Origin of the sequence: Cellulosimicrobium sp. SJTW-1 (assembly GCF_047716875.1) — a bacterium.
Taxonomy (GTDB): domain Bacteria; phylum Actinomycetota; class Actinomycetes; order Actinomycetales; family Cellulomonadaceae; genus Cellulosimicrobium; species Cellulosimicrobium funkei.
On sequence record NZ_CP136680.1, the window covers coordinates 2,503,276 to 2,529,426 of the forward strand.

The following is a 26,151-nucleotide window of genomic DNA, read 5'->3' on the forward strand; positions in this document are numbered from 1 at the left end:
ACGTCGGGCGCGGGCCGGAGCACTCCGGGCGACCTGGCAGAATGTGCGCGTTGGTCCGATATGGAGCGCTGCGTACCGTCTCGCGGGGGTCGGGCCGAGATTCGGTTTCGGGAAGGTCGTCCCTTGAGCACCACGAGCCGCCAGGTCCCTCGTCGGAGCGTCCTGCGCTACGTCCTCATCGCCCTGGCGATCGCGATCGTCGTCGCGAACGTCATCAACCAGCGGTCCGTCGCGGCCGACACCGACCCGGAGCCGGTCGCCGGGAGCGCGCTCGAGGCCCTCGCGGGCCTCGAGGTCAAGGGCCCCGGGCCGGACACCGGCTACGAGCGCGCGCTGTTCGGCCCGGCGTGGGCCGACGTCGACGGCAACGGGTGCGACACCCGCAACGACATCCTCGCGCGCGACCTCACGGACCTGACCTTCTCGACGCGCGGCGACGTCTGCGAGGTCCGCACCGGGACCTTCGACGACCCGTACACGGGCGAGACGATCGACTTCCGCCGCGGCAACGCGACGAGCGCGGCGGTCCAGATCGACCACGTCGTGCCGCTGCTCGACGCGTGGCGCAAGGGCGCTCGCGCCTGGGACGACGAGACGCGTCGGCAGTTCGCGAACGACCCCCTCAACCTGCTCGCGTCCGACGGCCCGGCGAACCAGTCGAAGGGCGCGCGCGACGCGTCGGCGTGGCTGCCCCCGAACCACGCGTTCCGGTGCCCGTACGTCGCCCGGCAGATCGCCGTGAAGGCGGCCTACGAGCTCTCGGTCACGCCGTCGGAGTCGGAGGCGATGGCGCGCGTGCTGTCGGACTGCCCCGCCGAGCCGCTCCCGGCGGGCTGAGCAGGCTCCCCCGGACCGCGGTCCAGACGCCCGAGGGCGCTCGGCCACCAGGCGCGACGCCCGACGTCGTGCACGAGGGCGGGCACGAGGAGCGACCGCACCACGAGGGTGTCGACGAGGACGCCGAACGCGACGATGAACGCGAGCTGGGCGAGGAAGAGCAGCGGGATGATCCCGAGCGCGGCGAACGTGGCCGCGAGCACCACGCCCGCGGACGTGATGACCGACCCCGTGACCGCGAGCCCGCGCAGCACGCCGCGCCGCGTCCCGACGCGCAGGCTCTCCTCGCGCACCCGCGTCATGAGGAAGATCGAGTAGTCCACGCCCAGCGCGACGAGGAAGCAGAACGCGTAGAGCGGGACGGCCGGGTCCGCGCCGGGGAAGTCGAGCACGTGGTTGAAGACGATCGCGGCGACGCCGAGCGCGGCCCCGAACGACAGCACGTTCGCGAGCATGAGCAGCACGGGCGCGAGCACGGACCGCAGCAGCAGGATGAGGATCAGCAGGATCACGACCAGCACGACGGGCACGATGACCCGCAGGTCGCGCTGCCCCGCGAGCTGGGTGTCCAGGCGCTCGGCCGCGGCACCGCCGACGACGGCCTCGGGCGAGACCTCGTGCACGGCGTCGCGCAGCGCCGAGACCGTCTCCACGGCCTCCTGGCTGTCGGACGGCGCCTCGGTCGTGACGTCGACGCGCACCTGCCCGTCGACGACGAGCGGGTCGCCCTGCGCGGGGGCCCCGGGGGCGACGGCGGGCTGGTCGGTGACGGGGGTCGCCGCGGCGACGCCGTCCGTGCTCTCGGCCGCCGTGACGACGGCGTCGAGGTCCGCCTCGGGGGCGATGACGGTCGCCGGCTGCGCGGACACGCCCTCGAAGTGCGCGGTGAGCGCCTCCTCGCCCGCGACGGAGTCGACGTCCGCCAGGAACACCTCCGAGTCGCCGGTCCCCTCGGCGTCGAGCGTCGGCACGAACGCGGCGCACGCGGCCAGGACGAGCGCCGTGACGATCCACACGCGCCGGTCGTGGCGGCCGACGAAGCTCGCGACGCGCGACCACACGCCGTGCCCCTCGATGCTCACGCTGTTCTCGTTCTCGGGCGACGCCTGGGCGACGGCGGCCTCGTGGGCCGCGTGGTCGGCGTCGTACCGTGGCATGCGCGGCCAGAACAGCGCGCGGGACCGCTGCCCCGCGACGAGCAGGAGCGCCGGCAGGAGCGTGAGCGCGGCGACGAACGCCGCGGCGATGCCGATCGCCGCGACGGGGCCGAGGCTGCGGTTGGACGACAGGTCGGACAGGAGCAGGCAGAGCAGACCCGCGATGACGGTGCCGGCGCTCGCCGCGATCGGCTCGACCGAGGCCCGCACGGCACGGCGCAGCGCCGTCGCCGTCGACCGGACGAGGCGCAGCTCCTCGCGGTAGCGGGCCACCACGAGCAACGAGTAGTCGACCGCGGCCCCGACGACGAGGATCGAGAGGATGCCCTGGGACTGCCCGTTGAGCGTCAGGACGTCCGCCGCCGCGAGCTCGTAGACGACGAGACCGGCGAGCGTCAGGGCGAGCACGGCCGTGAGGATGACGATGAACGGCAGGATCGGCGAGCGGTAGACGACCGCGAGGATGACGAGCACCGCACCGAGCGCGACGAGCAGCAGCACGGTGTCGATCCCGCCGAAGGCCGTGACGAGGTCGGCGACGAACCCGGCGGGGCCGGTGACCCACACGTCGAGCGACGTGCCGGCGAGGCCGCCGTCGGCCGCGTCCGCGGCGGCGAGGTCGCGCAGCGCGCCGACGGCGAGCTCGCTCACGCTGCTCTCGTCCGCCCCGACGCGGTCCGACGCGACGGACGCGTCGAGCGAGACGACGACGAGCGCGGCCTCCCCGTCCTCGGACGGCACGAGGACCGGGTCGGCGATCGAGACGTCGCCCACGGTCGCGGGCTCGTCGCCCGAGGTCCCCTCGAGCGGCGCGGCGGGGACGGCCTGCGCGTAGGCGTCGAGCGCCGCGAGGTCGTCGGGAGTGAGCGCGCTCCCCTCACCGGTCGTCGCGACGACGAGCGCGGGCAGCGTCTCGGAGTCGGTGAACTCCCGCGCGACCTCGGCTGCGCGCGTCGACTCCGCGCTCGCGGGCAGGAACGCCGCGGCGTCGTTGGTCTGCACGCTGCTCAGACGACCCTGCGCCTGACCACCCAGTGCGCCGATGGCCATCCAGAGACCGATGACTGCGACAATGATCAGTCCGCGGAGGAACCCGCCCGTCCGATTGCTCAGCATGCTGAGGAATGGTGCCATGGTGGAGGGAGGAATGCACGTTGGAGCTTGCACCGAGGGACCGCACCGGGCCGCACGTCGACCCGGACGTCGGCGACCCCACCCCCGGCGACCCCCAGGAGTGGGCCACCGGCCGGCTGCTCTTCGCCGTCGCGCGCCGGATCGAACGGGAGTGGAACGCCCACCTCGGGCAGTGGGACCTCAACCACGCCGGCTTCCCCGTGCTCATGCACCTGCTCGCCGGGCCGCGGTCCCAGCGCGTCCTCGCGGACGAGTCGGGCGTCACCGAGCAGACCATGAGCCGGATCGTGGCGCGGCTCGAGCGGGCCGGCTACGTGACGCGCACCGACGACCCGGCCGACCGCCGCCGTCGGGCCGTGGCCATCACCGACGCCGGGCGCGCGGCCGGGCTCGCGGCGGCGCGCCGCCGCCCCGCGGAGGACCTCGCGACCCGCGGCCTCGACGACGAGCAGATCGCCGCCATGCGCGCGGCGCTCCTCACCCTCCTCGAGACCCTCCCCCGCACACCGGGCGACGAGCGTTAGCCTGACCCGATGGACCTGCTCGCGCTGCCGGGGATCACGGACTACCACGAGGCCTGGGACCTCCAGCGCGCGGTGCACGACGACGTCGTCGCTGGCACCCGGCCGGACACCCTCGTCCTCGTCGAGCACCCCGACGTCTACACGGCCGGGCGCCGCACGAACCGCTCCGACCGGCCCGACGACGGCACGCCCGTCGTGGACGTCGACCGCGGCGGGAAGATCACCTGGCACGGCCCGGGCCAGCAGGTCGTCTACCCGATCGTCCGGCTCGCCGAGCCCGTGGACGTCGTCGCCTACGTCCGGGCGCTCGAGGAGGCCGTCATGGCGGTCTGCGCCCGCCTCGGGCTCGCGACGATGCGCGTCGAGGGCCGCAGCGGGGTCTGGGTCGCGGCCGACGCGTCCCGCCGCGAGCGCAAGGTCTGCGCGATCGGCGTGCGGGTCGCGCGCGGCGTGACGATGCACGGGCTCGCGCTGAACTGCGTGCCCGACCTGTCACGGTTCGAGCGGATCGTCCCATGCGGCATCGAGGACGCCGACGTGACGTCGCTCACGGCGGAGCTCGGCCGCGAGGTCACGCTCGCCGAGGTCGCACCGCTCCTCGTCGACGCGCTCGGGACGGCGCTCGGCCCGCTGCTCGCGGCCGACGCTCCGGACGCCCCGCCGGCCTCGCTCGCGGGATAGGCTGGAGGCTCCAGGGAATCCTCGCGCGCCGGAGTACGGGTGGGTCGGCGCGCGGTAGGACGTACCCCGAGGACCTGGACCGCATGACCACCACCCCCGCGCGCGCGACGTCGCGCCCCCGCACCCCCGCACCTCCCCCGCCCGGCGGCGCTCCCGTCCGCACGGGCTACGCCCGGCTCCCCCAGCTCGCGGGCCGCGCGTTCCTCCCCGTCGCGTTCCTCGCGCGCCTGCCGTTCTCCATGCTGACGATCGGGACACTCTTGCTCGTGTCGTCGACGACGTCGTCGGTCGCGCTCGGCGGCCTCGCCTCCGCGGCGACGGCGCTCGGGACGGCGCTCGGCGGCCCGACCCAGGGCGCGCTCGCCGACCGCGTCGGTCAGCGCCGGGTCCTGCTCGTGTGCGTGCCGGTCGCGACGGTCGCCGTGCTGGCGCTCGTCCTCTCGGCGTCCGCGCCCGGCGCCACGGCCGCGGTGCTGCTCGCCGCGGCGGCGACCGGCGCGAGCGCTCCCCAGGTCGGTCCGCTGGCCCGCGTGCGCTGGCTGCGTCTCGCGCCCGACGAGCCGCGCACCGTCGAGGCCGCGATGAGCTACGAGAGCACGGCCGACGAGGTGAGCTTCGTCCTGGGGCCCGCCCTCGTGGGCGTCCTCGCGTCCGCGGGCTCGCCCCAGGTCGCGGTGCTCGCCGCGGCCGGTGGCATCGCCGTGTTCGGCGCCGCGTTCGCGCTCCACCCCACGGCGCGCGCGACCACGCCGCACGGCCACGGCCCGCACGCCGCGACGGCCGGTGCGGCGGACGGCGGGACGGCCGCGCTCGTGCGTCGCGAGGCGGTCGTCCTCGTCGGGATGCTCGCCATGGGGCTGCTGTTCGGCGGGACCCAGGCCGCGCTCACCGCCCTCACGCGCGACGCGGGCGTGCCCGGCAGCGCGGGGCTCGTGTACGCCGTCATGGGCGTCGGCTCCGCGATCACCGCGCTCTCCGTGGTCGCCCTCCCCCGCCGCTGGGGGCTGCGCAGCCGCTGGATCACGTTCGCGGCCGGGCTCCTGGTCGGCACGGCCAGTCTCGTGCTCGCGGCCGCGGGCGGCTCGCTGACCGCCGTCGTCGTCGCCGTCGCAGCGACCGGCCTGTTCGTCGGGCCCGTCATGGTCACCGTGTTCACCGTCGCGGGCGAGCGCGCGCCGGCCGGGCGGACGGCGTCGGCCATGACGCTCGTGGCCAGCGCGAACGTCGTCGGCGTCGCGATCGGTGCGTCCGGGGGCGGTGCGCTCGCCGACACCGTCTCGACGACGAGCGCGTTCGCGCTGCCGGTCGTCGCGGCGGTTCTGCTCGTCGTGACCGGGGTGTCGCTGACGTCACGTCCACAGGGTGAGTGACGCGCGGGAGACGACGAGCGTGAGCGCGTAGTCTGACCGGAGTCCGGCGCCGTACCAGGGCGCGCACCCGAACGGTGCGCCGCCCGCCCGTTTGCTCGGCGCGACGTCGGCGCTCACTCGCCACGACGACCGGGAGACACCCGTGACGATCGCACCTGAAGGACGGCGCATGCTGCGGGTCGAGGCCCGCAACGCCGCGACGCCGATCGAGAAGAAGCCCGAGTGGATCAAGACCCGCGCGACCATGGGCCCGGAGTACTCCGAGCTCAAGGGGCTCGTGAAGCGCGAGGGTCTGCACACGGTCTGCGAGGAGGCGGGCTGTCCCAACATCTTCGAGTGCTGGGAGGACCGCGAGGCGACGTTCCTCATCGGCGGTGACCAGTGCACGCGCCGGTGCGACTTCTGCCAGATCGACACGGGCAAGCCGGCCGACTTCGACGCGGACGAGCCGCGCCGCGTCGCGGAGTCCGTCCAGGCGATGGGCCTGCGCTACTCGACCATCACGGGCGTCGCGCGCGACGACCTGCCCGACGGCGGTGCCTGGCTCTACGCGGAGACCGTCCGCCAGATCCACGCGCTCAACCCCGGCACGGGCGTCGAGCTGCTCATCCCGGACTTCAACGCGATCCCCGAGCTGCTCGACGAGGTGAACGACTCCCGGCCCGAGGTGCTCGCGCACAACCTCGAGACGGTGCCGCGCATCTTCAAGCAGATCCGTCCCGGCTTCCGGTACGAGCGCTCGCTGTCCGTGCTCACGCGCGCGCGCGAGGCGGGGCTCGTCACCAAGTCGAACATCATCCTCGGCATGGGCGAGACGATCGACGAGGCGAAGGAGGCGCTGCAGGACCTGCACGACGCCGGCTGCGACCTCGTGACGATCACGCAGTACCTGCGCCCGTCGCTGCGGCACCACCCGGTGGACCGCTGGGTCAAGCCCGAGGAGTTCGTCGAGCTGTCGGACGCCGCGGAGGAGATCGGCTTCCTCGGCGTCATGTCCGGCCCGCTCGTGCGGTCGTCGTACCGCGCCGGGCGGCTCTGGGGCCAGGCCATGACGCGCCGCGGCATGGAGATCCCCGCCGCGCTCGCGCACCTCGCCGAGCCGACGACGTCCCGCCAGGAGGCCGCGAGCCTGCTGGCCCGCTCGCCCCACTAGACTGACCGGCATGGCCCGCAAGAACTCGGACAGCACCGGCGCGCCCGCCGCCGGCGAGCAGGTCGCGAAGCAGAAGAAGCCCAAGAAGCAGCGCTGGTACCACCAGGTGTGGGCCGCCTACCAGATGACCCGCAAGCAGGACCCGGCGGTCACGTGGGTCATGCTCGGCGTGTTCGTCGGCATCCTCGCCGTCGCGCTGGGCATCGGCCTGTGGTGGGGCCAGTGGGTCTACACGCTCATCGTCGGCATCCCGTTCGCGGCGCTGGGCGCGATGTTCGTCCTCACGCGCCGCGCCGAGCGCGCCGCCTACCAGCAGATCGAGGGTCAGCCCGGCGCCGCGCGCGCCGCGCTCGGCACGATCCGCCGCGGGTGGACGTTCGACGAGGAGCCCGTCGCGATCGACCCCCGCACGCAGGACCTCGTGTTCCGCGGCGTCGGGCGCGCGGGCGTCGTGCTCGTGAGCGAGGGCCCGCCCCACCGCGCCAAGCGGCTGCTCGACGCCGAGCGCAAGCGCGTCGCGCGCGTGCTGCCGAACGTGCCGGTCACCACGATCCAGGTCGGTGACGGCGAGGACCAGGTGGCGCTGCCCAAGCTCCCCCGCGCGGTCCAGAAGCTCAAGCCGACCCTCACGAAGCCCGAGACGGCGGAGGTCTCCAAGCGCCTGCGCGCGCTCGGCGTCTCTCGCCTGCCGATCCCGAAGGGGATCGACCCGACCCGGGCCCGCCCCGACCGCAAGGGCCTCAAGGGGCGCTGACACACCCTGCACCACGACCGACGCCCGGTCGGCGAGGATCTTCCCTCTGCCGGCCGGGCGTCGTCGTGCGAAGGGGTGGGGATCCGGCCGCCCCGGCCGCCGGGGTCAGGAGCGGACGAGCACGGTGCCCGCGGCGCGGTCGTGCAGGCCGCGACCGTCGGCGTCCCACACGACCGCCGGGATGACGAGGCACAGCAGGACCGTGCGCAGCACGCCGCGACCGAGACCCACCATGCGGGCCGGCTCGGCGAGTCGCCGGACCCGGATCCCCATGACGCGGTGACCGACGGTGAACCCGAGCGTGCTCACGAGCAGCACGTTCTCGATCGCGAAGACCAGCGGCTGCGACCAGACGGGCAGCGCCGAGATGCCCTCGAAGAACCCCGGCGCGGCGGGCCGGAAGAAGAGGAACGCGACCAGGGTCGCGAGGACCCAGTCGATGACCAGCGCGACGACGCGCCGACCGAGCGTCGCGAGGGAGCCGGGGCCGTCCGGCGGGAGTCCGAGCCGCGCACCGCGACCGCTGTTCTGGCCGCCCGGGGCGCCCTCGAGCCACGAACCCATGTCCTCGCGTGAAACCACGGGACCAGCGTACGTGCCACGCGGTGGACGGGACCGCCCGCCGGCGGCCGGACGGCGGTATCGTGCCGAACGGCACACCGACCCCACGTCGGCTGCCGCGCGCCCTCGTGTCGCACGATCGTCACACGGGGACGCGGGACGTAACACGACCGAAACAAGGGGTACACCGCAGGGAAACCGCCCCGGCCTAGGTTCGTGGGCGCCACGTCAGCGGCTCGTCCGCCGCGCAGCCCGACGGCACCACCCGATCAAGGAGCAACGGATGTTCAACAACGCGGAGGAGGCAATCGCCTTCACGCGGAACGAAGGCGTCGAGTTCGTCGACGTCCGGTTCTGCGACCTGCCCGGCATCATGCAGCACTTCAACATCCCCGTCTCGCAGTTCGACGAGTCGGCGTTCGAGGACGGCCTGATGTTCGACGGGTCGTCGATCCGCGGCTTCCAGGCGATCCACGAGTCGGACATGAAGCTCGTGCCGGACGTCAAGACCGCGTTCGTGGACCCGTACCGCAAGCGCAAGACGCTCGTCGTGAACTTCTCCATCGTCGACCCGTTCACGGGCGAGCCGTACTCGCGCGACCCCCGCAACATCGCGGCCAAGGCCGAGGCGTACCTGCGCTCCACCGGCATCGCCGACACGGCGTTCTTCGCGCCCGAGGCCGAGTTCTACCTCTTCGACGAGGCACGCTTCGCGACGAACCAGCACTCGAGCTTCTACTACCTCGACTCCGTCGAGGCGGCGTGGAACACGGGCCGCGAGGAGGAGGGCGGCAACCTCGCGTACAAGACGCGCTACAAGGGCGGCTACTTCCCCGTCTCCCCGTCCGACCGCTTCGCGGACCTGCGCGACGAGATGTGCGCGACGCTGGAGAAGGTCGGCCTCGAGGTCGAGCGCGCGCACCACGAGGTGGGCACCGCCGGCCAGCAGGAGATCAACTACCGCTTCAACACGTTGCTGCACGCGGCCGACGACCTGATGAAGTTCAAGTACGTCATCCGCAACGAGGCGTTCGAGGCCGGCAAGTCGGTCACGTTCATGCCGAAGCCGATCTTCGGCGACAACGGCTCGGGCATGCACTCGCACCAGTCCCTGTGGAAGGACGGCAAGCCGCTGTTCTTCGACGAGAAGGGCTACGGCGGTCTCTCCGACCTCGCGCGCTGGTACATCGGCGGCCTGCTCAAGCACGCGCCGTCGCTGCTCGCGTTCACCAACCCGTCGGTGAACTCCTACCACCGCCTGGTCCCCGGCTACGAGGCCCCGGTCAACCTGGTCTACTCGGCCCGCAACCGCTCCGCGTGCATCCGCATCCCGGTGACCGGCTCGTCCGCCGCCGCGAAGCGCGTCGAGTTCCGCGTGCCGGACCCGTCGGCCAACCCGTACCTCGCGTTCGCCGCGCAGCTCCTCGCCGGCATCGACGGCATCAAGAACCGCATCGAGCCGCCGGAGCCGATCGACAAGGACCTGTACGAGCTGCCGCCCGAGGAGCACGCGCAGATCCAGCAGGTCCCCGGCTCGCTCTCCGAGGCGCTGGACAACCTCGAGGCCGACCACGAGTTCCTCACGCAGGGCGACGTGTTCACGCCGGACCTCATCCAGACGTGGATCGACTACAAGCGTGCCAACGAGATCGACCCGATCCGCCTGCGCCCGCACCCGCACGAGTTCGAGCTCTACTACGACATCTGATCGGAGGGCCTCGCGGCCCTGCCCAGGATGACAGCGAACGGCGCCCGACCCGCACCTCTTCGGTGCCGGCCGGGCGCCGTTCCGCGTGGTGCGACGAGCATGCCCTTGTCGTCGTCGCATGCCTCGCGCTAGGTTTGCGAGCGGCGGTAACGAGGCCGCCCGCAACAGCAGGGGGATTCATGAGCACTCGCTTCCGGCGCGCCCTCACCACCGTCGTCTCCGTCCTCACCTCGGCGGTCCTCGCCGTGTCCGTCACCGCCCCGGCGGGCGCGGGAACGGGCCTCTCCCCCGCGAGCGCCGACCAGCCCGCGAGCGCCGCCGCGTGCGCCGCGACGTGGTCTCCGACGACCGCGTACTCGGGTGGGGAGACGGCGTCGCACCACGGGCGGAACTGGACGGCGCGGTGGTGGACCCAGCGGGAGACGCCCGGGTCGACGAGCGTGTGGGTGGACGCGGGCCGGTGCACGGGCGGCGGGGACGACTTCGTGGTGAGCCGCACGGAGTTCGACGCGATCTTCCCGAAGCGGCACCCGTTCTACACGTACGACGGGTTCGTCGACGCGCTCGGTGCGTACCCGGCGTTCGCCAGCACGGGGACGCCGGAGACCCGGACGCGCGAGGCCGCGGCGTTCCTCACGCACGCGGACTTCGAGTCGGTCGGGCTCCGGTACGTGAAGGAGATCAACGAGGCGAACTACTGGATCAAGTGCGACGACGAGCAGCCGTTCGGCTGCCCGGCGGGCCAGACGGCCTACTACGGGCGCGGGCCGATCATGTTCAGCTGGAACTTCAACTACAAGGCCGCCGGCGACGCCCTGGGCATCGACCTCCTCAACGACCCGTGGCTCGTCGAGGAGGACCCGTCCGTCGCGTGGCAGACCGCGCTCTGGTACTGGAACACCCAGAACGGGCCCGGAGTGATGACGTCGCACCAGGCGATGGTGTCCGGCGCCGGCTTCGGCCAGACGATCAACTCGCTCAACGGGGCGCTCGAGTGCGACGGGGGCAACCCGGCGTCGGTGCAGTCGCGCGTGGACCGCTACGTGCGGATCACCGAGGTGCTGGGCGTCGCCCCGGGCTCGGGACTGACCTGCTGAGCTGTCCGGACCGCGGCGTGGGCGGCCGGTCGGCCGCAGCACGTCCGGCGGCGTGAGCGGCGGGTGCGGTGCACGCAGGGGGCGCACCGCACCCGCCGGTCAGCCGCCGACCCCGGCGGCCAGCGGCGTGTCCTCGGCCCCGGACGCCGAACCGACGTCGGGCACAGGCTCCGGGTCAGGCACGGACCGCACGACGTGGGACGACGGCAGCCCCGCACCAGGGCGGAACCCGGCGTAGTGCTCGGCCGCGGCGCGGGCGCACTCGTCCTGGTAGACGTGCCCGCCACCGAGGTACACGGCGATCTCCTCGCGCTTGCCGGGCACGTTCCCGCCCACGAACCAGGCGCCCGCCTTCTTGCCCTCCTCGTACATGACGGTCGCGCGGGCCGCGCGCTCCGTCTCGGCGCGCCACCACTCCTCCGCCTCGGGCGTGGCCTCGAGCCGGTCGACGCCGTGCTCGCGCGCGTACGCGAGCGCGCGCTGGAGCCACTGCGCGCCGCGCTGGACCGGCACCGTGAGGTTGGACAGCGGCGTCTGCGGACCGAGGGACATGAAGAAGTTCGGGAAGCCGTGCACGGAGATGCCGAGGTAGGTGCGCAGACCGTCGCGCTCCCAGCGCTCGCGCAGGGTGACGCCGTCCCGCCCGACGACGTCGAACGCCGTGAGCGCCCCGGTCATGGCGTCGAAGCCCGTGGCGAGCACGAGCACGTCGAGCTCGTGCTCGACCTCCCCCACGACGATCCCGCGCGGCGTCACGCGCGTGACCGGCGTGGTCAGCACGTCGACGAGCTCGACGTTCTCGCGGTTGTACGCCGCGTAGTAGCCGTGGCCCGTCGGGGGCCGCTTGCCCATGAAGCGGTACGTCGTCGGGGTGAGCAGGCGGGCCGTCTGCGGGTCCTCGACGACCTCGCGGATCTTGCCGCGCAGGAACTCGGACGCGAGCTCGCTCGCCTCGGGGCTGGACACGAGGTCCGTGAAGCACTCGTTGGCGAACCGGAAGCCGCCCGCCTCCCAGCGGGACTCGAAGACGCGGCGGCGCTCCTCGGCGTCGACCTCGAGCGCGGACCGCGTGGGGATCTCCATGGGGACACCGAAGGGGTGGCGCGCGGCGCGCTCGAAGACCTCGTCGTAGCGGGCGCGCAGGGCGGCGAGCTCGTCGGCCCTCACGGCGGGGCTCGTCGTCTCCAGCACATAGTTGGGGGTGCGCTGGAAGACGGTGACGTGCTCCGCCACCGCCGCGAGCTCGGGCAGCATCTGGATCCCCGAGGCACCGACCCCGAGCAGGCCCACGCGCTTGCCCGCCAGGTCGACGCCGTCGTGCGGCCAGCGGGCCGAGTGGTGGACCGGCCCTGCGAACGTGTCGAGCCCGGGCAGGTCCGGGTACAGGGGCCGGGAGAGCAGGCCGGTCGCGGAGACGACGTACGTCGCGTGCAGCCGGGAGCCGTCCGCGAGGGTGAGGGTCCACAGGTTCGTCGCGTCGGAGTGCTCGGCCCGCTCGACGGCGGCGCCAAGCCGGATGTCGCGGCGCAGGTCGAGCCGGTCGGCGACGAACTCGAGGTAGGCGCGGATCTCCTCGCCGCGCGGGTAGCGCTCGGACCAGTCCCACTCGTCGCGCACCTCGCGCGAGAACGAGTACGCGTACGCGAGGTACTCGGAGTCGGTCCGCACGCCCGGGTAGCGGTTGGCCCACCAGGTACCGCCGATCCCGTCCGCGGCGTCGACGACGAGCACGGACAGACCGATCTCGCGCAGGTGGTGCAGCATCGCCAGGCCCGAGTAGCCCGCCCCGATGACGACCGCGTCGTAGAGCGTGCCGTTCGTGGTCTCCGCCATGGACGACTCCCCCGTGTCAGGTACGTCGGCGCGGGCCCGGTGCCCGCGCGACGCGGTATACCGTGCCACGACCTGCGACGTCGTGCCACGGCGACCGCAGGACGGTCAGGGGCCGCGGCTCAGAACGGCCAGACGAGCGGCACGTAGAGGACCGCGGCCGCGAGGAAGACCAGGGCGAGCGGCAGGCCGAGGCGCCAGTAGTCGCCGAACCGGTACCCGCCGGGCTGCAGCACCATGAGGTTGACGGGGGTCGCGATCGGGGTGAGGAACGCGGCCGCGCCCACGACCGTGAGCGCCATCATGAACGGCAGCACGCTCACGTCGAGCGTCTGCGCGAACGACACCGCGACGGGAGCCATGACGAGCACCGTCGCGACGTTCGAGATGAACTGCCCGAGCACGAGCGTGAGCACGCACACCACGAGCAGCGCGAGGCGCGGCGACCCGTCGCCCGTGAGCCGGAGCACGAGCCCGGCGATCGCCTCCGCCGCCCCGGACGAGACGAACGCCGCGGACAGCGGGATGAGCGCCGCGATGAGCACGACGGTGTCCCACGAGATCGCACGGAACGCCTGCGGCACGGTGACCACCCCGCCGACCACCAGGGCACCCGCGGCGAGCAGACCGGCGATGACGGGCGGCACGACGCCGGTCGCGAGCAGCACGATGGTCACGACGAGCACGGCGAGGCAGCGACGCCAGCCGCGGCTCAGCGGGACGCCGCGCTGCAGGCTGCGCGCCGAGTCGACCGCGAGCACGTCGGGCGACTGCGTGTACCGGTGGAGCGCGTCCCACGGGCCGCGCACGAGCACGGCGTCGCCCGGCTGGAGGGTCAGCGTCCCGGAGGCCCGCTCGGCGTCGGACGCCGACGCGTGCGCCTCGCCCCGCCGGAGGGCGACCACGACGAGCCCTTCGTCGCGCGTCGTCATGCCCGGGCTGACGGTGCGCCCGACGAGGGTCGATCGGGGTGCGATGACCACCTCCACGACCCCGGTGCCGCCGGTGAACAGGCGGCCCGTGTCGAGGTCGGGCGTGTAGCTCTCGCGCCACGAGCGCACGCGCTCGCGCGGGTCGGTCGCGGTGTCGGCGAGGTGCTCGGGGACGCGCTCGGGCAGCAGCCGGTCACCGAGGGTCACGACGAGCACCGCGGTGGCGAGGACGAGCGGGACGCCGACGAGCGCGAACTCGAAGTAGCCGAACTCGCGGCCGCCGGCCTCGGCCGCCGCCTCGGAGACGATGATGTTCACGGGCGTGCCCGTGAGGGTGAGCAGCGACCCCGCGCCGGCGGCGAACGCGAGCGGGACGAGCATGCGCGACGGCACGATCCCGGCGCGCGCCGCCGCGACCACCGCGACGGGGAGCAGCGCCGCGACGGCGCCGTTGATGCTGATGACCGCCGCGAGCAGCGCCGCGACGCCCACCATGAGCGTGAGCAGGCCCGCGCGCCCGAGCGACGCGCGCCGCTCGAGCCACTGCCCGATCCACGCCGTGACGCCGGTGGAGTCCAGCGCGTCGCTGAGCACGAAGAGCGACGCGATGAAGAGGACGATCGGGTCGCTGAAGCCTCCCAGCGCCTCGTCGAGCGGGAGCACGCCCGTCGCCCACAGCGCGACGGGCACGAAGAGCGCGACGACGACGAGCGGCAGGCGGTTCGTCATGAAGCCCACGACGGCGAGGGCCAGGATCGCGAACGTGGCGACCAGCGGATCGATCATGGGGCCCCCTCTCGGACGTCAGGATGCCACAGCGGCCCGGACGGCGAGCCGTGCGGAATAGTGACGCCGCAGGTGCGTTGTCGATGACCATGACGACTCTCGGCATCATCGGCGCAGGCAACATCGGTTCCCAGGTGGCGCGGGCCGCCGTCGGGCAGGGGTACGACGTGGTCATCGCGAACTCGCGCGACCCCCGCACGCTCGACGACCTCGTCGCCGAGCTCGGTCCGCGGGCGCGCGCGGCGACCGCGGAGGAGGCGGCGCGGGCCGCTGACGTGGCCGTCGTGGCGGTGCCGTTCCACGCGTACCGCGACGTCCCGGTCGAGCCGCTCGCGGGGAAGATCGTGCTCGACACGAACAACTACTACTGGGAGCGCGACGGCCACGTCGACGCGCTCGACCGCGGCGAGGCGACGTCGTCGGGCCTGCTCCAGGAGCACCTGCCGTCGTCCAAGGTCGCGAAGGCGTTCAACCACATCCAGTCGGCGCACATCACGACCGACGGCACGCCCGCGGGGACGTTGGGGCGCCGCGCGCTGGCGACGTCGAGCGACTTCCCCGAGGCCGCCGCGTGGGTCGAGCGGTTCTACGACGAGCTCGGGTTCGACACCGTCGACACGAGCCCGCTCGCGGAGTCGTGGCGCGTCGAGCGCGACCGCCCGGCGTACGTGGCGCGCCAGGACGCCGACGAGCTGCGGGCCAACCTCGCGCGCGCCCCGCGCACGATCTGACCGCCCCGCGCGGCCCGCGGTCAGTCCTCGCCGTAGAAGACGCGCTCCATGACGGTGCGGGCCCGGCGGGCCGTGCGGAGGTAGTGCTCCTCCAGCTCGGCGCCCGTGTCCACGCCCGGCAGGTCGAGCACGCGCGCGAGGCCGTTGAGCGCGAAGCGGTCGTGCGGCAGCACGTCCACCGTCGTGCCGGTCGTGCGCCCGGACCACAGCACGAGCGCGCTGCGCAGCCGCGACGCGAGGTGCCACGCCTCGCCGAGGGTCGCGGCGTCGTCGGGGTCGACGAGCCCGACGTCGACCGCGGCGTCGAGCGCGTCCACCGTGGACGTGGTCCGCAGCGCGGGGACCTCGTGGGCGTGCTGGAGCTGGAGGAGCTGGACGGTCCACTCGACGTCGGACACTCCCCCGCGCCCGAGCTTGAGGTGCCGCGACGCCTCGACCCCGCGCGGGAGCCGTTCCGCCTCGACCCGGGCCTTGATGCGCCGCACCTCGCGCACGTGGGCGAGGTCGAGGCCCCCGGCCGGGTAGCGCCGCGCGTCGACGACCCGCATGAACGCCTCGCCGAGCCCGGCGACGTCGCCCGCGACGGGCCGCGCGCGCAGGAGCGCCTGCGCCTCCCACACGCTCGACCAGCGCTCGTAGTACTCGGCGTACGACGCGAGCGAGCGCACGAGCGGGCCGTTGCGCCCCTCGGGCCGCAGGTCGGCGTCCACGGGCAGCGCGGGCTCCGGCCCGACGGCGGACAGCAGCTGCCGCAGCCGCGTCGCCGCGGCGAGCGCGTACGCCTGGGCGGCGTCGCCGGCCGCACCGGGCGCCGGGTCGTGCACGAACATGACGTCGGCGTCCGAGCCGTAGCCCATCTCCCGGCCGCCCAGGCGCCCCATCGCGACGACGAGCAGGCGCGCCGGCGCGGACGACGGGTCCGGCGCGTCGTACCCGAGCTCGTCGCGCGCCACGAACTCCGCGACCCGGAGCGCGCCCGCGAGCACGACGTCCGCCGCGTCGGAGATGCTGCGCGCGGCGTCGACCGGGTCGACGACCCCGAGCAGCTCGGCGGCGCCCGTGCGGGCCAGCTCGCGCCGCCGCACGGCGCGCAGGCTCACCGTGGCCGGCTCCACCTCGTCGGCGCGCGTGAGGATCGCGTCGGTCTCCGCCGCGAGGCGCTCGATGCCGCGCGGGACGAGGTCCGCGTCGCCCGCGAGCCAGCGCACGGACTCGGGCGACCGGCCGAGCGCGTCGGCCATGTAGCGCGAGTTCGCCAGGAGGTGCGCGAGCCGCTGGGCCGCGGACCCGGAGTCGCGCAGCAGCTGGAGGTACCAGTGCGTCGTGCCGAGCGTCTCGGAGAGCGTGCGGAACGCGAGCAGCCCGGCGTCCGGGTCCGCGCCCTCGGCGAACCAGCCGAGCATCACGGGCAGGAGCTGACGCTGGATGGCGGCGCGACGGCTCACGCCCTCGATGAGCGCGGTGACGTGCCGCATGGCGCCCGCCGGGTCGCGGTAGCCGATGGCGGCGAAGCGGGCCTTCGCGGCCTCCGGCGCCAGGCTCACCTCGTCCGGCGAGAGCTGCGCGACGACCGGCAGGAGCGGCCGGTAGAAGATCTCCTCGTGCAGGCCGCGCACCTCGCGCCGCGTCGCGCGCCACCGCTCGGTGAGGCCCGCCGCGCCCTCGGTCCGCATGCCGAGCGACCGGGCGAGACGACGCAGCTCGTCGTCGGCCGTCGGGAGCAGGTGCGTGCGCCGGAGCCGGAAGAGCTGGATGCGGTGCTCGAGCGAGCGCAGGAACCGGTAGCAGACGCCGAGCCGGGCCGCGTGCTCGCGCCCCACGTACCCGGCGGCGGCGAGCTCGGCGAGCGCGGTGAGGGTGCTGCGGCTGCGGATCGAGTCGTCGGACCGCCCGTGCACGAGCTGGAGCAGCTGCACGGTGAACTCGACGTCGCGCAGGCCGCCCTTGCCGAGCTTGAGCTGGCGGTCGGCCTCCGCCGCGGGCACGTGCGCCTCGACGCGGCGGCGCATCGCCTGCGAGTCCTCGACGAAGTTCTCGCGGCCCGCCGCCGACCACACGAACGGGGCGATCGCGTCCTCGTACGCGCGCCCGAGCTCGCGGTCGCCCGCGACGGTGCGCGCCTTGAGCAGCGCCTGGAACTCCCACGTCTTGGCCCAGCGCTCGTAGTACGCGACGTGGCTCGCGAGCGTGCGCACGAGCGGCCCCTGCTTGCCCTCGGGGCGCAGCGCGGCGTCGACCTGCCACAGGGCGGGCTCGCCGGACGTGCCGGAGCACACGCGCGCGAGGCTCGTCGCGAGGCGCGCCCCCACGGTCGTGGCGTGCTCCTCGTCGTAGCCGTCGGCGGGCTCGACGACGTAGATCACGTCGACGTCGGAGACGTAGTTGAGCTCGCGCGCCCCGCACTTGCCCATGCCGATGACCGCGAGTCGCACCCCCGCGCCGTGGTCGTCGAGCTCCGCGCGCGCGACGGCGAGCGCGCCCTCGAGCGCGGCGGCGGCGAGGTCGGCCAGGGCCGCACCGACCGCGGGCATGCGCGTCAGGGGGTCGGTGACGGTGAGGTCGGTCGCCGCGATGCGCAGGATCCGCTCGCGGTAGGCGCGGCGCAGCGCGTCGACCCGCTCGGGCCCCGGCTCGGCCGCGACCGGGACGGCGGCGTCCGGGTCGGCGCCCACGGCGCGCAGCAGCTCGGCCCGCACGTCGCCCGCGGCCACCCCGGTGCCCGGCGCCGGGTCCGCGACGACCTCGAGCAGCGCGGGGCGCCGCACGACGTCGTCGCCGAGCGCGACCGACGCCCCGAGCACCGCGAGGAGCCTGTCGCGCGCCGGGCCGGGCCGCAGGGTGCCGCGCGCGAGGTCCGCGAGCGCACCGCGCGCCTCGACGTCGGGGCGCAGCGCGCCCGCGAGCCGCACGACCTGCAGGAGCGCGAGGTCCGGGTCGGCGGCCTGGCCGAACGCGGCGAGCAGCTCGTCGTCGACGACGCCCGCCGGGTCGGCGGCGCCGGCCTCGGGACCGTCGACGGACCGAGCACCCGGGTCGAGCAGCAGCGCCAGGTCCGGGTCCGCGAGCAGGCCGGCCGAGCGCGTGATGTCGGCGAAGCCGAACCGCGCGAGCCGACCCGTGAGCGTGGGCCGGCGGGACCCGCCGGACCGACCGGACGTCGTCGTGGACCCGCTCACAGGACCTGGAGGAACCGCTTCAGCTCGAACGGCGTGACCTGCGCGCGGTACGCGTCCCACTCCTGGCGCTTGTTGCGCAGCACGAAGTCGAACACGTGCTCGCCCAGGGTCTCGGCGACGAGCTCGGAGCCCTCCATGATGCGGATCGCCTCGTCGAGCGACTGCGGGAGCGGCTTGATGCCGAGCGCACGACGCTCCGCGTCGGTGAGCTCCCAGACGTCGTCCTCGGTCTCCTCGGGGAGCTCGTAGCCCTCCTCGATGCCCTTGAGCCCGGCGGCCAGCATGACGGCGAACGCCAGGTACGGGTTGGTGGCCGAGTCCAGCGCGCGGTACTCCACGCGGCTCGAGTTGCCCTTGCCCGGCTTGTACATGGGGACGCGCACGAGCGCGGAGCGGTTGTTGTGGCCCCAGCACACGTAGCTGGGGGCCTCGGCCCCGCCCCACAGGCGCTTGTACGAGTTTACGTACTGGTTCGTGATCGCGGTGATCTCCGCCGCGTGGACGAGCAGGCCCGCGATGAACTGGCGCGCCGTCTTGGACAGCTCGAACTGGGCGCCGGGCTCGTGGAACGCGTTGCGGTCGCCCTCGAAGAGCGACAGGTGCGTGTGCATCCCCGAGCCGGGGTGGTCGGCCATCGGCTTGGGCATGAACGACGCGAACACGCCCTGCTCGAGCGCGACCTCCTTGACGACCGTGCGGAACGTCATGAGGTTGTCGGCCGTCGTCAGCGCGTCGGCGTAGCGCAGGTCGATCTCGTTCTGCCCCGGCCCCGCCTCGTGGTGGGAGAACTCGACCGAGATGCCCATGGACTCGAGCATCGTGATCGCGGCGCGCCGGAAGTCGTGCGTGCTCCCGCGCGCGAGGTGGTCGAAGTACCCGCCCTGGTCGACGGGGACGAGCGGCGACCCGGCGTCGGCCGGCTGGTTGAACAGGTAGAACTCGACCTCGGGGTGCGTGTAGAACGTGAACCCCTTGTCGCTCGCCCGGGCGAGCGCACGCTTGAGGACGTTGCGGCTGTCCGCGAGGGACGGCTCGCCGTCTGGCGTGAGGATGTCGCAGAACATGCGGGCGGTACCGTGCCGCTCGCCGCGCCACGGCAGCACCTGGAACGTGGTCGGGTCCGGCTTGGCGATCATGTCGGCCTCGTACACGCGCGTGAGGCCCTCGATCGAGCTGCCGTCGAACCCGATCCCCTCGGCGAACGCCGACTCGAGCTCCGCCGGCGCGATCGCCACCGACTTGAGCATGCCGAGCACGTCGGTGAACCAGAGCCGGATGAAGCGGATGTCGCGCTCCTCGACCGTGCGGAGCACGAACTCCTGCTGCCTGTCCATGCGGTACATCCTGCCTGATCCGTGTGACGAACGGGTGACACGGTCGTGTCCTGGACGTCGTGCCGCGCGGCGGCCCCCCGGACGAGCCGTCCGCCCTGCTCGTCTAGGGTGGACGCATGGCTGATCTGCGCGTCGCGCTGGCACAGGTCGACACGTGCGTGGGGGACCTCGACGGCAACGCCGCCCTGGTCCTCGAGCGCACCCGGGAGGCCGCGGCCGCGGGCGCGCAGCTCGTCGCCTTCCCGGAGATGACCCTCACCGGCTACCCGATCGAGGACCTCGCGCTGCGGGCGTCGTTCCGGCGCGCGGCGTGGGACGCCGCCGCGGACATCGCGGCGCGGCTCGACGCCGAGGGGCTGGGCGCGGTCACCGTCGTGCTCGGCACCGTGGGCACCTCGGGCGCGCCCCGCGGTGCGGGCGCCGCGGAGCGCGAGGCCTCGGGCTCCCCCGCCGACCTGCCGACCAACCGCGCCGTCGTGCTGCGCGACGGCGCCGTGCAGGCCGCGTACGACAAGCACCACCTGCCCAACTACGGCGTGTTCGACGAGTTCCGCATCTTCGCGCCCGGCGAGACGACGACGGTCGTCGAGGTCGAGGGGCGCCGCGTCGGCATCGCGATCTGCGAGGACATCTGGCAGGACGGCGGCCCCGTCGCGGAGATGGCGACGCTCGACGAGGCGGGGAACGGGCTCGACCTGCTGCTCGTGCTCAACGGCTCGCCGTACGAGGAGGGCAAGGGGCACGTCCGCACGGACCTCGCCGCGCGCCGCGCGCGCGAGGTGAGCGCCCCGGTCGCGTACGTGAACCTCGTGGGCGGCCAGGACGACCTCGTGTTCGACGGCGGCTCGTTCGTCACCGACGCCGCGGGCACGGTGGTCGCCTCGTCGCCGCAGTTCGTGGAGGACCTGCTCGTCTGGGAGCTCCCCGCCGACGGCTCGCCGCGCGGGCCGCGCGCCCCCGAGCTGCACCCGGACGAGGAGGTGTACCGGGCGTGCGTGACGGGCCTCGCGGGCTACGTGCGCAAGAACGGCTTCCGCTCGGTCGTCCTCGGCGTCTCGGGCGGCATCGACTCGGCGCTCACCGCCGCCGTCGCCGCGGACGCGATCGGGGGCGAGAACGTCGTCGGCGTGTCGATGCCGTCGCGGTACTCGTCGGACCACAGCAAGGACGACGCGGCCGACCTCGCGAAGCGGCTCGGCGCGGACTACCGCGTCCAGCCGATCGCGCCCATGGTCGAGGCGTTCCAGGGCGAGCTCGAGCTCGAGGGCGTCGCGGAGGAGAACCTCCAGGCGCGCGTGCGCGGCGTGATCCTCATGGCGATCTCCAACCGCGAGGGCCACCTCGTCATCGCGCCGGGCAACAAGTCCGAGCTCGCGACCGGGTACGCCACGATCTACGACGCGGGCAGCATCGGCGGGTTCGCGCCGCTCAAGGACGTCGACAAGTCGCGCGTGTGGCAGCTCGCGCGCTGGCGCAACAACGCCGCGCTCGACCGCGGCGAGATCCCGCCCATCCCGGAGTCGTCGATCACCAAGCCGCCGTCGGCGGAGCTGCGCCCCGGCCAGACCGACCAGGACTCGCTGCCGCCCTACGACCTGCTCGACGAGGTCCTCGACGCCTACATCGAGCACGCCGAGGGACGCGCCGAGCTCCTCGCCCGCGGGTTCGACCCCGAGGTCGTCGACAAGGTCGTCACGCTCGTCGACCGCGCCGAGTGGAAGCGCCGCCAGTACCCGCCGGGCCCCAAGGTCACGGCGCTCGCGTTCGGCCGCGACCGCCGTCTGCCGATCACGAACCGCTGGCGCGAGCCGCTCGCCTGACGACGCCGGCACCCCGCGCGCCGTCCGCCCCCTCCCGCACCCAGGAAAGGCCGTCATGTCTGCTCACACCGCCCCCGAGCCCGCCGCGACCGGCGGCACGGGACCGCGCCGCGTCCGCGTGCACCACCTCGCCGAGGCCAAGGCGCGCGGCGAGAAGATCACCATGCTCACCGCCTACGACGCGGTGACCGCGCGCATCTTCGACGACGCGGGGATCGACATGCTGCTCGTCGGCGACTCGATCGGCAACACGATGCACGGGCACGCGTCGACCCTGCCCGTCACGGTCGACGACCTGATCCCCCCGGCCCGCGCCGTCGCGCGCGCCGCGCGCCGCGCGTTCACCGTCGTGGACCTGCCGTTCGGCTCGTACGAGGCGGGCCCGGAGCAGGCGCTCGCCACCGGCGTCCGGTTCCTCAAGGAGACGGGCGTGAGCGCGGTCAAGCTCGAGGGCGGCCGCCGCGTCGCGGCGCAGATCCAGGCGCTCACGGACGCGGGCATCCCCGTCGTCGGGCACCTCGGCTTCACGCCGCAGTCCGAGAACCTGCTCGGCGGCCCGCGCGTCCAGGGGCGGGGCGACGACGCCGCGGAGCGCCTCAGCGAGGACGCGCTCGCCGTGGCCGAGGCGGGCGCCGTCGCGGTCGTGCTCGAGATGGTGCCGGTCGAGGTGGCCGCGCGCGTCACCGAGATCCTGCGCATCCCCACGATCGGCATCGGCGCGGGCGCCGCGTGCGACGGCCAGGTGCTCGTCTGGACGGACATGGCCGGGATGACGGACTGGTCGCCCCGGTTCGCCAAGCGCTACGCCGAGATCGGCGCCGCGCTCGGCCAGGCGGCGGCCGACTACGCCGCCGACGTGCGCGGCGGGACCTTCCCCGACGACGCGCACAGCTTCGCCCGCTGAGCACCCGGTGCGGGCGCCGGGTCAGCCCGCGCCCGCACCGCCGCCGGCGACCCACGCGGCGACGCCGCTCGCGACGGCGTCCGCGTAGCGCTGGCGGCCCTCCTCCGACTCCATCACCGCGGCCTCGTCGGGGTTGCGCATCTCCCCCAGCTCGAGCATCACGGCCGGTCGTTCGGCGTGGTTGAGCGTCGCCAGGTCGGCGCGCCGCTGGACGGGACCGTCGTCGGCCGTGACCGCCGACGACGGCGCGAACCCGGCCGCCGTCAGCGCGGCCACGAGCTCGTGCGCGAGCGCGACGCTCGGCTCCCCCTGGGCCTCGTCCACGGGCGGGTCGGACACGATCGCGAAGAACCCGTGCGCGCGGCGGTCCTCCGTGCCGTTCGCGTGGAGCGAGACGAGCACGTCCGCGCCGTTCTCCTGCGGGAACCGGCCGCGCGCGTCGACGCACGGTCCCACGCCCGCGTCGTCGGGGCGCGTGAGCACGACGACGGCGCCCAGCTCGGTCAGGCGTGCCGCGAGCCGCCCCGCCACGTCCCACGTGAACGCGTGCTCCGGGTAGCCCGAGTCCGTGGACGTCCCCACCGTGTTGCAGGCCTTCGTGTCGCCCCGGCCGTCGGGGACGGGCGCGTTCACGACGAGCGGGTTCGCCCCGTTCCCGCCGTTGTGCCCCGGGTCGACGGCGACCGTCACGCCCGCGAGCGGGGGCGCCGGCCCGGGCTCCGTAGCCGTCGGGTCGGGCGACGCCGTCGACGGCGCGGGCTCGGGCGCGGCGGGCACGGCCCCGCCCGAGGGGGTGACCGTCGTCGGGTCGGCCCCCGACACGGCGCGGATCTGCAGCGCGACGAGGAACGTCAGCGCGCCCACCGCCAGCCCGGCGAGGAGCAGGCCGAGACGGCCCGACCACACCCGGCGCGGGCCGGGCGGTGGGGCGTGGGTCACTCCTCGCGCTCGCGGCGGTCTTCCTCGTCCCAGGCGTCGGTGCGCTCGCGCGCCGTCTCCAAGGCCTTCTCGGCGGCCTCGCGCGTCGGGTACGGGCCCATGCGGTGCGACCACGACGCGCTCGGGCCGCGGTGCACCTCGCCGGTGCGCGTGTCGTAGTAGTACCCGTCCGCGGCCGCGGGCTCGCCGTCGTCGCTGAAGCGTGATCCGGTGCTCATGCCTCGATCCTCCCCCATCCCGGCCCGGCCGGCCGGCCACGGCGCCCGCGCGTTCGTAGACTGGCGGCCATGAGCACCGCCCCCGTCCCGCCCGACGCCGCCGCTCCCCCACGCCCCGGGCGCCGTGGTCCCCTGACGCCGGGCGTCGTGGGGCCGCAGCGGCAGGTCCCGACGACGATCGAGCGCCCCGAGTACGTGGGTCGGCCGGGACCGCGACCCTTCGAGGGGAGCGAGGTCAACGACCCCGCGACCGTCGAGCGCATCCGGGTCGCCTCGCGCGTCGCGGCGCAGGCGCTCGTCGAGGTCGGGCGCCACGTCGCCCCCGGCGTCACGACGGACGAGCTCGACCGCGTGGGCCACGAGTTCCTCCTCGACCACGGCGCCTACCCGTCGACGCTCGGCTACCGCGGGTTCCCCAAGTCGCTGTGCACCTCGCTCAACGAGGTCGTGTGCCACGGCATCCCGGACTCCACCGAGCTCGTCGAGGGCGACATCGTCAACGTCGACATCACCGCCTACGTGGGCGGCGTGCACGGCGACACGAACGCCACCTTCACCGTCGGGGAGGTGGACCCGGAGTCGGCGCTGCTCGTCGAGCGCACGCGCGAGGCGCTCGCCCGCGGCATCAAGGCCGTCGCGCCCGGCCGCCAGATCAACGTCGTCGGTCGTGTCATCGAGCGCTACGCCGCCCGCTTCGGGTACGGGGTCGTGCGCGAGTACACGGGCCACGGCGTGGGGCGCGCGTTCCACTCGGGGCTCGTCGTGCCGCACTACGACGCGGCGCCCGACCACGGGACCGTGATCGAGCCCGGGATGGTCTTCACCATCGAGCCCATGCTGACGCTCGGCACGTCCGAGTGGCGGATGTGGGACGACGGGTGGACGGTAGTCACCGCGGACGCCTCGCGGACCGCGCAGTTCGAGCACACGCTGCTGGTGACCGACGACGGAGCGGAGATCCTCACACTGCCATGAACGCCCACCAGGACTCGCACGCCGCACCCCCCGCGGACCGCCCGCGCCCCCGCACCGCCTTCGGCATCGACGTCGGCGGCAGCGGCATCAAGGGCGCCCCGGTCGATCTCGCCACGGGCGAGTTCGCGCAGGAGCGGCACCGCATCCCCACCCCCCAGCCGTCGACGCCGCAGGCCGTCGCGGAGGTGATCGCCGAGCTCGTGGGCGCCTACGACCTCCCGCAGGACGTGCCGATCGGCGTCGCGTTCCCCGCCCCGCTCCAGCACGGCGTCGTGCGGTTCATCGCCAACCTCGACAAGTCGTGGACGGGCGTCGACCTCCCGGCGCTCGTCGCGCGCGAGACGGGACGGCACGTCGTCGCCGTCAACGACGCCGACGCCGCGGGCGTGGGCGAGGTGCGCTACGGCGCCGCGCGCGACGCGGACGGCGTCGTGCTCGTCGCGACGCTCGGCACCGGCATCGGCAGCGCGATCCTCGTCGAGGGCCACCTGCTCCCCAACACGGAGCTCGGCCACCTGGAGATCGACGGGTACGACGCCGAGACGCGGGCCTCCGACGCCGCGCGCGACCGCGAGGACCTCGACTGGGCGCAGTGGGCCGAGCGGCTCCAGCGCTACTTCGGGGTCGTCGAGGACCTGTTCTCGCCCGACCTCATCGTCGTGGGCGGCGGCGTGAGCAAGAAGCACGAGCACTTCCTGCCGCTGCTGCACCTGCGGGCGCCGATCGTGCCCGCCCAGCTGCGCAACGCGGCCGGGATCGTGGGCGCCGCGTCGCTCGCGGCCGACGCCGTCTGACGATCGTGCCCACGGTCCGAGCCCGGTCCCGAGGGGCCGGGCTCGCCGGGGCCGTCAGGCCGGGCTGACCTCGTGGTGCTCGGTGCCGAAGATCTCGATGACGCCGAGCATCTCGAGGACGTCCGTGACGACCGTCGGCGGGTTGCGCAGCGTCACGGACAGCCCCTCCTCGGAGCCGATCGTGTAGAACTGCACGAGGAACGCGATGCCCGTCGAGTCCATGAACGTCACCTTGGACGTGTCGATGACCACGGGTACGTCGCGTTCGAGAGCGTTGGCGAGCGCGGCGCTCGCCTCGCTGCGCAGGGCGACGTCGATCTCGCCCCACATGTCCACGACGCTCGCGTCGCGTTCCTCGAGCAGCCGGATGCCGCCCGTCCCTGCCCCGGTGTCGCTGCGTTCGAGCTCCTGTACCAACACTGCCCCGCCCTTCGTCCCGCCTTGCCTCGCCCACCCCGACGAGTGCCGCGCCTCCTGCCCGACGCCCCGACCTGTCGGCCCCCTGCTCTCGTACGTCGTCGGGCGACAGCAGGACTCCGGCGTGGTCGGTCGTCGCCAGAGTACCCCACGGATAGCGGCGGCTGGTAGGCCTCTGGCGAAGACTTTACCCAGAACCCCGTGAGCGGCCGTTCACCCGGGCGATGGTTGAGGATTCATTCAACAACTGGACGGCTGTCCAGACGACGACGGCCGCCACGGACCCGGTCGCGGGTCGACGTGACGGCCGTCGTGGCGG

At 74.0% G+C, this 26,151-nt stretch carries 22 protein-coding genes; 13 read left to right on the forward strand and 9 right to left on the reverse strand.

The features are described 5' to 3' along the window. The first annotated feature begins 123 nt into the window (after positions 1–123). Positions 124–837 (forward strand): HNH endonuclease family protein, encoded by a 714-nt coding sequence (locus RSE42_RS11445; RefSeq protein ID WP_232322548.1) that lies wholly within the window; start codon positions 124–126, stop codon positions 835–837. On the opposite strand, the gene RSE42_RS11450 is transcribed toward RSE42_RS11445, so the two are convergent. Next, positions 750–3,044 carry an MMPL family transporter gene (locus RSE42_RS11450; protein ID WP_415296285.1) on the reverse strand — a complete coding sequence of 765 codons (2,295 nt, stop codon included), beginning with the start codon at positions 3,042–3,044 and terminating at the stop codon, positions 750–752. The genes RSE42_RS11445 and RSE42_RS11450 overlap by 88 nt on opposite strands. A 104-nt stretch (positions 3,045–3,148) precedes the next feature. On the opposite strand from RSE42_RS11450, the gene RSE42_RS11455 reads away from it, so the two are divergent. The 5 genes from RSE42_RS11455 to RSE42_RS11475 all read left to right on the forward strand — a co-directional run bounded on the left by RSE42_RS11455 (position 3,149) and on the right by RSE42_RS11475 (position 7,610). Continuing rightward, a complete protein-coding gene (locus tag RSE42_RS11455; RefSeq protein ID WP_255438072.1) occupies positions 3,149–3,652 on the forward strand; it encodes a MarR family winged helix-turn-helix transcriptional regulator in 504 nt (167 codons plus the stop codon). A 9-nt stretch (positions 3,653–3,661) separates the two neighbouring features. Next, positions 3,662–4,333, forward strand: coding sequence for a lipoyl(octanoyl) transferase LipB (lipB, locus tag RSE42_RS11460; protein ID WP_415296287.1), 672 nt, complete (start codon positions 3,662–3,664; stop codon positions 4,331–4,333). 83 nt (positions 4,334–4,416) lie between these two features. After that, complete coding sequence (locus RSE42_RS11465; protein WP_415296289.1) at positions 4,417–5,703, forward strand: MFS transporter; 1,287 nt, start codon at positions 4,417–4,419, stop codon at positions 5,701–5,703. Positions 5,704–5,845: 142 nt separating this feature from the next. Next, the gene (lipA, locus tag RSE42_RS11470) at positions 5,846–6,856 is read left to right on the forward strand and encodes a lipoyl synthase (RefSeq protein WP_163186892.1); all 1,011 of its coding nucleotides are present in this window, start codon (positions 5,846–5,848) and stop codon (positions 6,854–6,856) included. A 10-nt stretch (positions 6,857–6,866) separates the two neighbouring features. Beyond that, positions 6,867–7,610 (forward strand): DUF4191 domain-containing protein, encoded by a 744-nt coding sequence (locus RSE42_RS11475; protein WP_021480396.1) that lies wholly within the window; start codon positions 6,867–6,869, stop codon positions 7,608–7,610. Between the two features lie 105 nt (positions 7,611–7,715). Here RSE42_RS11475 and RSE42_RS11480 read toward each other — a convergent pair whose 3' ends face one another. Continuing rightward, the gene (locus tag RSE42_RS11480) at positions 7,716–8,192 is read right to left on the reverse strand and encodes an RDD family protein (RefSeq protein WP_043656555.1); all 477 of its coding nucleotides are present in this window, start codon (positions 8,190–8,192) and stop codon (positions 7,716–7,718) included. Between the two features lie 262 nt (positions 8,193–8,454). Between RSE42_RS11480 and glnA (RSE42_RS11485) the strand changes: the two genes are divergently transcribed. Together glnA (RSE42_RS11485) and RSE42_RS11490 are read left to right on the forward strand one after the other, a co-directional pair. Beyond that, a complete protein-coding gene (gene glnA, locus RSE42_RS11485; protein ID WP_061269191.1) occupies positions 8,455–9,879 on the forward strand; it encodes a type I glutamate--ammonia ligase in 1,425 nt (474 codons plus the stop codon). A gap of 179 nt (positions 9,880–10,058) precedes the next feature. After that, positions 10,059–10,976 (forward strand): glycoside hydrolase family 19 protein, encoded by a 918-nt coding sequence (locus RSE42_RS11490; RefSeq protein WP_415296291.1) that lies wholly within the window; start codon positions 10,059–10,061, stop codon positions 10,974–10,976. A 99-nt stretch (positions 10,977–11,075) separates the two neighbouring features. Here the strand turns inward: RSE42_RS11490 and RSE42_RS11495 are convergent, their stop codons facing one another. Both RSE42_RS11495 and RSE42_RS11500 read right to left on the reverse strand, forming a co-directional pair. Continuing rightward, positions 11,076–12,809, reverse strand: a complete 1,734-nt coding sequence (locus RSE42_RS11495) for a flavin-containing monooxygenase (protein ID WP_021482456.1) — start codon at positions 12,807–12,809, stop codon at positions 11,076–11,078. A 119-nt stretch (positions 12,810–12,928) separates the two neighbouring features. Beyond that, positions 12,929–14,524 (reverse strand): SLC13 family permease, encoded by a 1,596-nt coding sequence (locus RSE42_RS11500; RefSeq protein WP_228485379.1) that lies wholly within the window; start codon positions 14,522–14,524, stop codon positions 12,929–12,931. A gap of 23 nt (positions 14,525–14,547) precedes the next feature. On the opposite strand from RSE42_RS11500, the gene RSE42_RS11505 reads away from it, so the two are divergent. Beyond that, positions 14,548–15,255, forward strand: coding sequence for an NADPH-dependent F420 reductase (locus RSE42_RS11505; RefSeq protein WP_415296293.1), 708 nt, complete (start codon positions 14,548–14,550; stop codon positions 15,253–15,255). Between the two features lie 20 nt (positions 15,256–15,275). Here the strand turns inward: RSE42_RS11505 and RSE42_RS11510 are convergent, their stop codons facing one another. Beyond that, positions 15,276–18,431 carry a bifunctional [glutamine synthetase] adenylyltransferase/[glutamine synthetase]-adenylyl-L-tyrosine phosphorylase gene (locus tag RSE42_RS11510; protein ID WP_415296294.1) on the reverse strand — a complete coding sequence of 1,052 codons (3,156 nt, stop codon included), beginning with the start codon at positions 18,429–18,431 and terminating at the stop codon, positions 15,276–15,278. Further along, positions 18,428–19,765 (reverse strand): type I glutamate--ammonia ligase, encoded by a 1,338-nt coding sequence (glnA, locus tag RSE42_RS11515; RefSeq protein ID WP_021483141.1) that lies wholly within the window; start codon positions 19,763–19,765, stop codon positions 18,428–18,430. The genes RSE42_RS11510 and glnA (RSE42_RS11515) overlap by 4 nt, the downstream gene beginning before the upstream one ends. Before the next feature lie 116 nt (positions 19,766–19,881). Here glnA (RSE42_RS11515) and RSE42_RS11520 point away from each other — a divergent pair, with 116 nt between their 5' ends. Next, positions 19,882–21,585 carry an NAD+ synthase gene (locus RSE42_RS11520; RefSeq protein WP_194522860.1) on the forward strand — a complete coding sequence of 568 codons (1,704 nt, stop codon included), beginning with the start codon at positions 19,882–19,884 and terminating at the stop codon, positions 21,583–21,585. A 55-nt stretch (positions 21,586–21,640) separates the two neighbouring features. Then, complete coding sequence (gene panB / locus RSE42_RS11525) at positions 21,641–22,489, forward strand: 3-methyl-2-oxobutanoate hydroxymethyltransferase (RefSeq protein WP_076405463.1); 849 nt, start codon at positions 21,641–21,643, stop codon at positions 22,487–22,489. Between the two features lie 21 nt (positions 22,490–22,510). On the opposite strand, the gene RSE42_RS11530 is transcribed toward panB, so the two are convergent. Continuing rightward, positions 22,511–23,428: an N-acetylmuramoyl-L-alanine amidase gene (locus tag RSE42_RS11530; RefSeq protein WP_415296296.1), complete on the reverse strand. Its 918-nt coding sequence runs from the start codon at positions 23,426–23,428 to the stop codon at positions 22,511–22,513. Next, a complete protein-coding gene (locus tag RSE42_RS11535) occupies positions 23,425–23,646 on the reverse strand; it encodes a hypothetical protein (RefSeq protein ID WP_043653514.1) in 222 nt (73 codons plus the stop codon). The genes RSE42_RS11530 and RSE42_RS11535 overlap by 4 nt, the downstream gene beginning before the upstream one ends. A gap of 69 nt (positions 23,647–23,715) precedes the next feature. On the opposite strand from RSE42_RS11535, the gene map reads away from it, so the two are divergent. Continuing rightward, positions 23,716–24,621, forward strand: a complete 906-nt coding sequence (gene map / locus RSE42_RS11540) for a type I methionyl aminopeptidase (protein ID WP_415296298.1) — start codon at positions 23,716–23,718, stop codon at positions 24,619–24,621. Next, the gene (gene ppgK, locus RSE42_RS11545) at positions 24,618–25,415 is read left to right on the forward strand and encodes a polyphosphate--glucose phosphotransferase (RefSeq protein WP_021482429.1); all 798 of its coding nucleotides are present in this window, start codon (positions 24,618–24,620) and stop codon (positions 25,413–25,415) included. Before map ends, ppgK begins: the two co-directional genes overlap by 4 nt. 54 nt (positions 25,416–25,469) lie before the next feature. Here ppgK and RSE42_RS11550 read toward each other — a convergent pair whose 3' ends face one another. Next, positions 25,470–25,835: an STAS domain-containing protein gene (locus tag RSE42_RS11550; protein ID WP_021482430.1), complete on the reverse strand. Its 366-nt coding sequence runs from the start codon at positions 25,833–25,835 to the stop codon at positions 25,470–25,472. Positions 25,836–26,151 lie beyond the last annotated feature (316 nt).